Source organism: Rhizobium sp. P2_G2, assembly GCF_056403555.1.
Genome location: NZ_JBFUFF010000157.1, coordinates 1 through 10202, shown reverse-complemented (window position 1 = coordinate 10202; position 10202 = coordinate 1). Strand labels below are relative to the sequence as shown.

Sequence of the window (10202 nt, the reverse complement as noted above, 5' to 3'; positions counted from 1 at the left end):
GGGTCATGGTCACCGTAGTTCCTGTAACAGCGATGGGCTCCGAGGCTATGGCCGGCGTAACATTCGCACAGCATGCGATTGAGAATGCAAAGCTTAGTCCTGCTGTCAGCAATTTGCCCAGCCACGAAACACCGGTACTCTTCCGCATATATTTTCCTTATGTCGATCTAAGCCGTTTCGACAAAGCTCGCCTTCATGGTCATCTGATGTTGAATAATGCTCGCTGGGTAACGGAGGATATGCCGAACAACAGATTTATGGCAACAGGAATTGCAAACGTGCTTTGGCCCTCAACCCGATATGACTAAAGCCGAACTTGAAGAGAATTAATCCGCGGATTTTTTGTAGGTTTGTTGAGCCGATCAAGGGCCTGCGCTAATTGCCAGCGCTCGCCGCCTGTTACTGGTTGCGCTCGATAATCGGAAAGACCTGGTAGCTTTCCTTGTTTTCGGGCGCCGTACCATTGTTGCCGTCGAGGCTTCCCTCAAAGGTCGGGTCGACGTCGTATCGCTGCAGGACGAACTGAGCATCCCCGAACCGCCATGTGCCGGATGACCAGGCGTCACCCTCTTTGCGCCATTTCGCATTCATCGAGATCGAATTTGTCTTCGGGTCKAAGGCGGAATCGGTGAGAACAGATGTGGTCGTATAGCCGGCCACTTTCGGTGGCGACTTGAGCTTGGAAAAACTCTCGTCGGTATAGTCGTAATCGAGCTTCGGTTCCGCGAAGGACAGTATCTGGAACGCGCCGTCCTCCTTCGTCAGGTAGACGAAAGTGGAAACAGTGGCGCCGCGTGCGCAAAGCAGCTCGTAGAGCGGGAAGACATTGTCGGGCGAATCCTGGTCCTGGCCGGGGTGACGGTAGCGGATTTGGTAGACATGGCTGTTGCCCAGTTCGCTGCTCTGCTGAAAAGCCTTGAAGTCACAGGCCTTCCCGGTGACTTTCTCCGCCCATCGCATTGCCTGGACGATCGCCTTGTTGTCATCGGCTCGGGCCGTGCCGGACAGGAGGGCAATACCGATCGCAAGGCAGGCGATCGGCCGGAAAATGGTCTGCAAACGCATCGAGAAAATCCCTCAGCCGCCGGTGACGCTCATATGGCGGGCGACGGCCGGCCGGTTGTGCTCGCGGTCGATGATGAAGTCGTGGCCCTTGGGCTTGCGGCGGATGGCCTCGTCGATGGCTGCGGCAAGGACGGTGTCGTCATCGCTTGAGCGCAGGACGGCGCGCAGGTCGGCGGCATCGTTCTGGCCGAGGCACATATAGAGCGTGCCGGTGCAGGTTAGCCGCACCCGATTGCAGCTCTCGCAGAAATTATGGGTCATCGGCGTGATGAAGCCGAGCCGGCCGCCGGTTTCGGCAACGCGGACATAGCGGGCCGGGCCGCCGGTGCGGAAGTCGAGATCTTCCAAGGTGAACTGGCCTTCCAGCTCTTGGCGTAGCACCGACAAAGGCAGATATTGGTCCGTGCGGTCCTCGTCGATCTCGCCCATCGGCATGGTTTCGATGACGGTCATGTCCATGCCAAGGCCATGCGCCCAGCGCATCAGATCGGGGATTTCGCGGTCGTTGAAGTCCTTGAGCGCCACGCTGTTGATCTTGACGTGCAGGCCTGCCTTGCGGGCCGCGTCGATGCCGGCGAGCACCTTGGCAAGTTCGCCGGTACGGGTTATGGCGCGGAACTTTTCCGCGTCGAGCGTGTCGACCGAGACATTGATGCGGCGGACGCCGGCATCGGCCAGTTCATCGGCGAAGCGGGCAAGCTGCGAGCCATTGGTGGTCAGCGTCAGCTCTTCCAGGCCGAAGCCGATCCGCGAGCCCAGGCTGCGGACCAGATGCATGATATTGTGCCGCACCAACGGCTCGCCGCCGGTCAGCCGGAGCTTACGCACGCCCTTGGCGATGAAGGCGGAACAGACGCGGTCGAGCTCTTCCAGCGTCAGCAGATCCTTCTTCGGCAGGAAGACCATCTTCTCGGCCATGCAATAGGTGCAGCGGAAATCGCAGCGATCGGTCACCGAGACGCGCAGATAACTGATATGGCGCCCGAATGGATCGATCATCGGCGCCGGACGTGTCTCGTTTGTGATCGTGCCGGGATGGGCATTCATGCGTGCGAACCTTTACGCGAGCGACAGACGGCTCACGTCTCTCTCGATTTATATAGTGAAGTCTAACAGGATTTGAACCCGAAAGTTCTTGCGGATGCGACGGCTGGTCCTTAATTGCGGACAAAAGGATGTGAATATGAGTGATCATTGGCCGACTGAGATAAAAGTGTCCAAAGACAGGCGGGTGCTGAACGTCGCCTTCGACGATGGTGCGGCCTTCGCGCTGCCGGCGGAGATGCTGCGCGTGCTGTCTCCATCAGCGGAGGTGAAGGGGCACGGGCCGGGCCAGGAGGTCACCGTGCCGGGCAAGCGCAATGTCGGCATCATGTCGGTGACGCCGACCGGCAATTACGCCATCCGCATCGGTTTCGACGACATGCATGATACAGGGATCTTCACCTGGAGCTATCTGCGGGAACTCGGCGAGCGGGGCGGGGAGATGTTTGCGGACTATGAGCGGAAGCTGGCGGAGAAGGGGTTGAGCCGTTGAGCGCGATAGTCGCGCTCAACGATGGTCCGGCCTGCCGGTGTCTGCCGTTGGCATTTCGTCACCGGGCTCGGGTGGCAGGCTCTTCAGACTTTCCAGGATAGCAAGCGCCTTTTCCGGATTGCCGCGCAACACGCGCTCCTCAATCCTTCTCCGAGCGCGTCGGCGACTGATCGCTTCAACGATGAGACTGAATATCTCCATCAGCATCCTCCGCCAGCAAGATCTGAACGATCTTTTCCATATGCTCGGCCACGTCCAGGCAGCGCTCCTCGGCCGTTTCGCCCATCACCGTGTCGATCAGTGCGGTCTGGATCGCCATCGCCTTCTCGGTGATGTCCTTGCCTTCGGGGGTCAGGAATAGTCTCAGCACGCGCTTGTCGCGGCCGTCGCCGCGGCGTTCGATCAACTGGCGTTTTTCCAGCTGCGGCAGCAGCATCGACATGTTGGAGCGGCCGACGAGCAGCTTGCGCGCCAGTTCCTGCTGCGAAATGCCCTCGCGGCGGTAGAGGTTCACCAGGATGTCAAGATGCGGCGGCTTGATGTCGAGATGGGCGATGTTGCGCGCCAGCGTCAGCTGCATCAGCTGGCAGGCGCGGCCGACGGCGATCCAGGTGCGGAAACGTGGATGATCCCAGGGCAGTTTTTGCGTTTTGGTTAGTGCTTGATTTTTGTTCATTGTTGTACTTTATTGTTCAGCATTGAACCTATCAGGCTGCTATCATCATGTCATCATATATCGCCAAGCTGACAGGGCAAGCCATCAATCTCGCCGGGCTGGTCGCGCCGCGAATGGCGGGTCAGGCGGCATTCCGGCTATTCTGTGCGACAGGCAATCCTGCGCCCGCCAATCACAAGGTCAAACGCCTGTTCGACATGTCGCAGCCCCAGATGCGGCAGGCGGAGCGGTTGATGCTGGCTGTGCCGAACGGCCATGTCGCCGCGCACCGGTTCCCGCCGCTCGGGGTGCCGGACGGCAGGCGCCTTCTCGTCATTCATGGCTGGGGATCGCGGATCGACTATATGCAGGCGCTTGTCACCGGGCTGAGACAGGCGGGCGCCGAAGTGGTCGGCCTTGATCTGCCGGGCCATGGCGGGTCGAGCGGCCGCCGGCTCACCGTGCCGATGGCCGTGGATGCGATCGACGCGGTCTGGCGGCAATTCGAGCATTTCGATGCGGTGATCGGCCATTCCTTCGGCGGCTTCGTCGCCGCCATGGCGGCTGCCGCGCCGCAGGACTGGGTGAAGCGACGGGCACCGCATAAGCTGGTGCTGATCGCAGCACCCGTGGCCGCCAAGCATATTTTCGATGGCTATGCCGGCGAAATGGGTTTTACCGGCCGTGTACACCGGGAGATGGAGGCGGCGGTGGAGGCCCTGACACACCGGCCTGTCGCTTTTTACGCGGCCGATGCGATGCTGAAGTCGAAGCCGGACCTGCCGGTGCTGGTACTGCATGCCGAGGACGACAAGGAAGTTTCGGCGGACGCTGCCCGCCTTTATGCGGCAGTTGGGCCGCAGGTCCATCTTGTCTGGCTGAACGGGCTGGGTCATCGCCGCATCGTCAATTCACCGGCGACGATCGATGCCATCAAAACTTTTCTCGGGTGATTTACCACCTCATCGTGTAGAGCAATTCCGGCAACGGAGATGCACCATGCGCAAGGTCGAAAACCTCGAGGAGCTCGCTCAAATCTACAATAGCGGCCTGAGCCAGGCATCGATCGTAAAGGTCATGCCGCGGCTGACGCGGGAATATCGCCGCATGCTCGAGGCCTCGCCCTTCGTGGCGCTCGCCACATCGGGACCGGAGGGGCTCGACTGTTCACCGCGCGGTGACGCCGGCCAGGTGGTGCATATCGAGGATGAGAAGACACTGATGCTGCCCGACTGGCGCGGCAACAACCGGGTCGATTCGCTCTCCAACATCGTGCGCGATCCCCGCGTGGCGCTGATGTTCCTGATCCCTGGTTCAAACACGACGATGCGCGTCAACGGTCATGCCATCGTGGCGATCGAGCCCGCGCTGCTCGAACGTTTCGAGATGGACGGCAAGCATCCGCGCTCAGTCGTGGTGATCACCATCGACGAGGTCTATTCGCAATGCGCCCGCGCCGTGATCCGCGCCGACCTGTGGAACGCGGAAAAATTCGTGGCACCCGGCTGCCTGCCGACTGTCGGCGACATGTTGAAGGGCATCGCCACCGAGTTCGACGGCGAGACTTATGACAAGGAATGGGCCGGGCGCGCCGCCAAGACCATGTGGTAGGTGATCGGCTGTGTTGTTTCGGGCAGTGGAGGCAGGAGATCGCCAATGAGGCTCGTCACGCGCGAACTTCCCACGTCATGGTATGACAACGAGGCGGTCGTGTTCGAGGGAGAAGATCCGGAACCGTTCGACGTCGAAGTCACCACGGCGACGCATGCCAGCTTCATGTTTGCCCCGCATGGCCCCGATGAAGTTCATTCTTTCAGCGCTCAGTTGCTAGCCCTGCCGGATTGCCTTGTCGTCAAGGTCGCGCAATTCAGCTTCATCCTCGACCCGATAACGAAATGCCGCTACTTTGGCTCGTCGGATCGGGGGCGGACTTGGAGTCCCATCGAAGATGCCGAAATGTCTGCTTTGATGGAGGGGCGGGAGCCGCAGCTGATTTCCGAAACAACCTGAAACATCTTCGACCATAGCAGGTGGATGTCAAACGTGACGGAGTTCAATCCAGAGCAAGTGAAACGCATTGAAGGCGCCTTCGAGACCATTCGCGGCGCCGTCAGCCAGTTCGGTCGCGCGCTCGACGCGGATGACCATTATCCCGGCGCGGGAGTTCCGCTCGAAGAGGAAGGCAATGCCGACATTCGCGACGCTTTTGCCCGTGTTCCGGAACTTTCGCAACTGCTTCCGAAACTCAATGCCGCCGTCCAGCGCGGTGACAATCTCGCCGACAGCGGATATGAGATTGTCGCCGAGTTGAAGCTGGCAGAAGCTCGGCTGTCGCGGCGCTAGATGTCGCCATCCCTCGACAGGGCCGAGGGACGGAACCGGCACAGAGGCTGGCCCTGACCAGCCGCGCAATATCTTATTGCCCGCCGACTTCCTTCTTGAACGTCGCCATATCGACCTGCATGCCGTTCAACACGGTGCTCCAGTGGCGGGTCAGGGCCGAGATCGCCACGGCTTCCTGGATTTCCTGGTCGGTAGCGCCGGCGCGGCGGGCGTCGAGCGTGTCTTCGTAGATGCAGTATGTGCAGGGAATCTGTGCCGAGACCGCGAGGCTGATGAGCGCCTTGGTCTTGGCGTTCAGCGCCGTTTTGTCGCTCAGTTGCAGGTCGCGGACCTCGGCCCAGGCGCCGGGTATCGCTTCTTTCGGGAAGGCTTTGACGAAGGTCGGCACGCCGCCCATCATCTGCTTGATTTCGGCATAGGCGGCATCGGCCGAGGCGGGAACATCGCCGGCGAAGCTGGCACCGATGCCCATGGTGACGGCGATGAGCGAGGCGGTGGCAAGGATGCGAGAGACATGCGCGGTCATCTGGAAACTCCCTTGATCCGAGAAAAACCTTACACTGTAAGGCCAAGATGAGAGTTGGCTATACGGCGTAAGAATTTCAAGAGGGAAGTCTGGTGCAGCGACGTGTGTGCGTCGGGAATTTGTGCGATCCTTGCCGGCTGGCCGATGGGGATTTCGAGGCGGCTGTCTTATCTACGCAAATAGCGCGCCCCACAGGAACGTTATAATCAAAGGAGCGGGCGAGGAGAGGAAGATGAAATCAGCAATAGCCGGTGTTTTTGCAGCGATGGCGATGGCCGGTCCAGCCCTTGCGGCCGACCTCACGCTTGAGCAGAAGCTCGATATCCTGGTGAAAGCCTATCCCGACACGGTGACCAGCGCTTCCCACAACCACATCGTCTTCCGCCGGAAACAGGAAGCGGTGATCGTCGACGATGGCAAGAAACGCGATCATTTCCAGATGCTGGAGGATGGCGACGTCGAGGACAGCCTTGAACAGATCTATCCGGCTGGGCCCTGCGAAACCCGGCCCGACGTCAATTTCGATCCCGGCCGGATCCGTTCCGAGCGCTTCATGCGGGTGATGTATGGCGATTCGAAGAAGGAGGTGCAGGACAATCTCGTGCCGGTGAAATGGTTCGGCGAGACGCTGCATGTGACCAAGGTCAACGGTGTGGACAAGGCGCTGGCCGCAGCCCGGGATGAGCTTGCCGGCCATGCGGACCTGAAGAAATATCTCGCGCCGTCGGCCGGCGTCTTCAACTGGCGGCCGGTGGCAGGGCAGAAGAACCTCTCGGTCCATAGTTTTGGCGCGGCGATCGACCTCAACACCAAATTCGCCGACTATTGGCTCTGGTCGGGTGACAAACCGGGCCATGTGCCGGTCTACAAGAACAAATTTCCCATGCAAATCGTCGCCATCTTTGAGAAACACGGTTTCATTTGGGGTGGCCGCTGGTATCATTACGATACGATGCATTTCGAATATMGGCCGGAACTCCTCGAAATCGCCCGTCGTTCCGGCGTATCCGCCTGTCAATGAATGGAAGTCCGAGAATGCTGAAACTTTACATGGCCGGTCCCGAAGTCTTCTTGCCGAATGCGCGCGAGATGATGAAGACGAAGGTGGCGCTCTGCCAGAAATACGGTTTTGAGGCGATCTGCCCAGGCGATCTCGACATCCCGCCGGCCGACACCAAGCACGGCTTCGGCCTTGCGATCAGCAGGGTCGATGAAGAGATGATGGATCGCGCCGATGGTGTGATCGCCAACCTCACGCCCTTCCGCGGCATTGCGGCGGATGTCGGCACCTGTTTCGAACTCGGCTATATGTGCGCCCAGGGCAAGCTGGTGGCTGCCTATACCAACGTCACGACAAGCCATTACGAGCGCACCGTCGATTACTATGGCGGCAAGATCGCGCCGACGGCCGACGGCCACAAGCGTGGCCCGGACGGCCTGTCGGCCGAAGACTTCGACATGATCGACAATCTGATGATGCATGGCGGCGTCGAGCGCCGGGGCGGGCATATTGCCGTCCATGCTGCTGCGCCGGATGCGCTCTATACGGATCTGACGGCGTTTGAGGAATGCCTCAAGGCGCTGGCGCAGCAACGGGACGAAAGGCACAAAGACGAGGGGAAGCGGCCGGAAGAGCTTGACGCGAGCAATGACGATTGAGGGGTGGGCTGGGCGTAGCCAGGTTTGACAGAGGGGGCGAGGGCGGACCGGCGCAATCCGAAGTCAAAGCCCGGTTTTTGTCCTTCGCGCTCCTGAACCGGCTGCGCAACCCATCATTCAGCAAGATTTGAGGCGCGGGCACCCTTCTTTTCGCTGTGCTGCAAGGTGTACATCGCTTCGGCGAAAATCTCGCGCCGACGCTGTGCTATCGCGCCAACAACGCGCTGCTTCTCCGTCGAAGAGGCGCTCTGGCTGACGGCGGTCACTGATGCCTCGTTTTCCAGCATGTCGACCAGCAAATTGCGCATGACGCCATTTTCTTCGCGCAGCCGATGCAGTTCGGCGCTGTGCTTGCTGGTCAGCAATTTGCGGGCAATGGTTTCATTGATGGTTTTTTCGACCAGCCTGGTTTTGACAGCGAAGTAACGAGCGACGAAAAACGTCACGATCGCGGCGCATAGGCCAAGCACGAGATAGAACATCTTCGGGAACTCCGGTTTAGCTATTCACTTCGTGACGGGACCGGTGGTTTTCAATATCCAGGTGCGATTTATGACCGCAGTGAAGGCATTGAGTCACCTTCACAAGGGGGATCACACCTCACTGGCTATTCCGCCTGATACTTTTTCCGATACTCCGCCTCATATTTCTGCATCACGCGGTTCATCTTCTCCGTCTTTTCTGTCTGTCCTGCCTCCGCCGCCTTGCCCATCAGCTTCACCCAGTTGCCGGCCTCCTGCGAGAATTCGTAGACGGTCAGGTTATGCTGCTTCAGCACGTCCTGCGGGTCCTTGCCGAATTCTGCCGAGACCGTGAGGTCGGCCTGGACGCGGGCATAGTCGTCGAAGGTGGCGAGCTTGGCTTCGATCTCCGGCTGATCATTGCGGCCCTTGAAGCGGCCGACGGCGGGGTTGGCGAAGACTTCGCCATAGTGAATGTACATGTAGGAGGCAGGGTCGCCATGTTTCAGCGCGTCGAGGAAGGCCGCGTTCGTCTGGTTCCAATGCGCCTCGTCGACATTGAGCACTTTCAGGATATCGGCGAGGGGCTGCTGATTGGAGAGCCGCGCATTGCCGGCCGCCCATTCTTCGAAGGTGACGCCGTTGACCGGTGGCGGCAGCCTGTCGTCGGCAAGGGCTGCGCCTGCGGCGAGGATGAAGGCTGCAGCAAGGGCGGAGCGGATCGGACGGAGATTCATGCGGGAAGACCTTTTTGCTTCTGTTGTTACCACCTCTATCCGTTCTCAGAGGGTGCCGATGTTCCCCTGGTGACTTGTCGACGATTGATGCCGGCAATGTGTGCAGCCTGCGCGTTCAGGCGCCGGCCTTCGTGGCATGCTGCGCCCGCATCTCTTCGGCCGATTGGCGCACGACGTCGGAGACCTGCATCAGCTGCTTGGCGAGCGGACTCGTCTTGCGCCAGATCATGCCGATCGTGCGGGCCGGCTGGGTGCCCGGAAATCGGCCGATGGAAACGGTGGCGGAGCGGGTTTCCACCGATACTGCCATTTCCGGGATCAGGGTCACGCCGATGCCGGCGCTGACCATCTGCACCAGCGTCGAGAGCGAGCTGCCATCCAGAAGCTCGCGCGGCAGCGCCGTCTGCATGTTGCAGAAGGAGAGCGCCTGGTCGCGGAAGCAGTGACCTTCCTCGAGCAGCAGCAGTTTCATCTCGCGCAGTGCCTCGCGGTTCGGCACCGGCTTGCCCTCGTCCTCGCCCGGCCGGACCAGCACGAAGTTTTCGGCAAACAGCGGCACCTCGGTTATCGACGGCTCGGAGACCGGCAGCGCCACGATGGCCGTGTCGAGCCGCCCGGCAGCCAGCTCCTGCATCAGTTTCGAGGTCAGTGATTCCCGCACATGGATGTCGAGGCCTTCATTGAGGCGGGTGAGGTTGCCGATGATGGTCGGCAGCAGATAGGGCGCGATCGTCGGGATGACGCCAATCCTCAGCCGCCCGACCAGCCGGTCTTGCGCCGCGCGCGCCAGATCCTCGAGCTCATCGACCGAGCGCAGGATTTCGCGGGCGCGGGCGAGGAACGTCTCGCCGAAATGGGTGAGGCGGAGCTGGCGGGCGCTGCGCTCGAACAGATTGATGCCGAGCGTTTCCTCCATCTCCTTGATCTGCATCGACAGCGCGGGTTGCGAGATGGCGCATATTTCGGCGGCGCGACCGAAATGTCCGTGCCGGGCGAGCGCCTCGAAATAGCGGAGCTGTTTGAGTGTCAGGTTGATCATAAGCTCATCTTATCGCGGCGATCAGGAAATCCAACTTAAATTAATGGAACAACCTTGATATGGTCGAAATAGGAAGATGGGATGCCGCCATGCCGAGACCAATTCATATCGCCATCACCGCGCCTGCCGGCCGATCGTGCAGCAGGCTATGAGATCGGATGGCCTCTCCAGGGCTCCGTG

General features: G+C 60.3%; 15 protein-coding genes. 8 read left to right on the top strand and 7 right to left on the bottom strand.

Annotated elements, in window-relative coordinates; translation table 11 throughout:
- On the top strand, window positions 1–308 hold a 308-nt coding region (locus tag AC1D06_RS39940), incomplete at its 5' end, for a hypothetical protein (RefSeq protein ID WP_477991041.1).
- Window positions 309–399: 91 nt separating this feature from the next.
- On the opposite strand, the gene AC1D06_RS39935 is transcribed toward AC1D06_RS39940, so the two are convergent.
- Together AC1D06_RS39935 and moaA are read right to left on the bottom strand one after the other, a co-directional pair.
- A complete protein-coding gene (locus tag AC1D06_RS39935) occupies window positions 400–1065 on the bottom strand; it encodes a hypothetical protein (RefSeq protein ID WP_477991040.1) in 666 nt (221 codons plus the stop codon).
- A gap of 12 nt (window positions 1066–1077) precedes the next feature.
- Window positions 1078–2112 carry a GTP 3',8-cyclase MoaA gene (moaA, locus tag AC1D06_RS39930; protein WP_477991039.1) on the bottom strand — a complete coding sequence of 345 codons (1035 nt, stop codon included), beginning with the start codon at window positions 2110–2112 and terminating at the stop codon, window positions 1078–1080.
- Between the two features lie 136 nt (window positions 2113–2248).
- On the opposite strand from moaA, the gene AC1D06_RS39925 reads away from it, so the two are divergent.
- Window positions 2249–2602, top strand: a complete 354-nt coding sequence (locus AC1D06_RS39925) for a gamma-butyrobetaine hydroxylase family protein (RefSeq protein WP_477991038.1) — start codon at window positions 2249–2251, stop codon at window positions 2600–2602.
- A 175-nt stretch (window positions 2603–2777) separates the two neighbouring features.
- Here AC1D06_RS39925 and AC1D06_RS39920 read toward each other — a convergent pair whose 3' ends face one another.
- Window positions 2778–3278 (bottom strand): MarR family winged helix-turn-helix transcriptional regulator, encoded by a 501-nt coding sequence (locus tag AC1D06_RS39920; RefSeq protein WP_477991037.1) that lies wholly within the window; start codon window positions 3276–3278, stop codon window positions 2778–2780.
- A gap of 47 nt (window positions 3279–3325) precedes the next feature.
- Here AC1D06_RS39920 and AC1D06_RS39915 point away from each other — a divergent pair, with 47 nt between their 5' ends.
- The 4 genes from AC1D06_RS39915 to AC1D06_RS39900 are packed head-to-tail and all read left to right on the top strand — an operon-like array spanning window position 3326 to window position 5600.
- Window positions 3326–4210: an alpha/beta hydrolase gene (locus AC1D06_RS39915; RefSeq protein WP_477991036.1), complete on the top strand. Its 885-nt coding sequence runs from the start codon at window positions 3326–3328 to the stop codon at window positions 4208–4210.
- Window positions 4211–4256: 46 nt separating this feature from the next.
- A complete protein-coding gene (locus AC1D06_RS39910; protein WP_477991035.1) occupies window positions 4257–4868 on the top strand; it encodes a pyridoxamine 5'-phosphate oxidase family protein in 612 nt (203 codons plus the stop codon).
- A 45-nt stretch (window positions 4869–4913) separates the two neighbouring features.
- Window positions 4914–5267 (top strand): hypothetical protein, encoded by a 354-nt coding sequence (locus AC1D06_RS39905; protein ID WP_477991034.1) that lies wholly within the window; start codon window positions 4914–4916, stop codon window positions 5265–5267.
- A gap of 33 nt (window positions 5268–5300) precedes the next feature.
- Window positions 5301–5600, top strand: coding sequence for a hypothetical protein (locus AC1D06_RS39900; RefSeq protein WP_477876716.1), 300 nt, complete (start codon window positions 5301–5303; stop codon window positions 5598–5600).
- A gap of 73 nt (window positions 5601–5673) precedes the next feature.
- Here AC1D06_RS39900 and AC1D06_RS39895 read toward each other — a convergent pair whose 3' ends face one another.
- Window positions 5674–6126, bottom strand: coding sequence for a carboxymuconolactone decarboxylase family protein (locus AC1D06_RS39895; protein ID WP_477991033.1), 453 nt, complete (start codon window positions 6124–6126; stop codon window positions 5674–5676).
- Window positions 6127–6358: 232 nt separating this feature from the next.
- On the opposite strand from AC1D06_RS39895, the gene AC1D06_RS39890 reads away from it, so the two are divergent.
- Window positions 6359–7147: a M15 family metallopeptidase gene (locus tag AC1D06_RS39890; RefSeq protein ID WP_477991032.1), complete on the top strand. Its 789-nt coding sequence runs from the start codon at window positions 6359–6361 to the stop codon at window positions 7145–7147.
- Window positions 7148–7161: 14 nt separating this feature from the next.
- On the top strand, window positions 7162–7785 hold the full coding sequence (locus tag AC1D06_RS39885; protein ID WP_477991031.1) for a nucleoside 2-deoxyribosyltransferase: 624 nt from the start codon (window positions 7162–7164) through the stop codon (window positions 7783–7785).
- Window positions 7786–7898: 113 nt separating this feature from the next.
- On the opposite strand, the gene AC1D06_RS39880 is transcribed toward AC1D06_RS39885, so the two are convergent.
- The 3 genes from AC1D06_RS39880 to AC1D06_RS39870 form a co-directional block, all read right to left on the bottom strand.
- Window positions 7899–8267, bottom strand: coding sequence for a hypothetical protein (locus AC1D06_RS39880; protein ID WP_477991030.1), 369 nt, complete (start codon window positions 8265–8267; stop codon window positions 7899–7901).
- A 125-nt stretch (window positions 8268–8392) separates the two neighbouring features.
- Window positions 8393–8983 carry a hypothetical protein gene (locus AC1D06_RS39875; protein WP_477876711.1) on the bottom strand — a complete coding sequence of 197 codons (591 nt, stop codon included), beginning with the start codon at window positions 8981–8983 and terminating at the stop codon, window positions 8393–8395.
- A 115-nt stretch (window positions 8984–9098) separates the two neighbouring features.
- Window positions 9099–10022 (bottom strand): hydrogen peroxide-inducible genes activator, encoded by a 924-nt coding sequence (locus tag AC1D06_RS39870; protein WP_477876710.1) that lies wholly within the window; start codon window positions 10020–10022, stop codon window positions 9099–9101.
- Window positions 10023–10202: the final 180 nt, after the last annotated feature.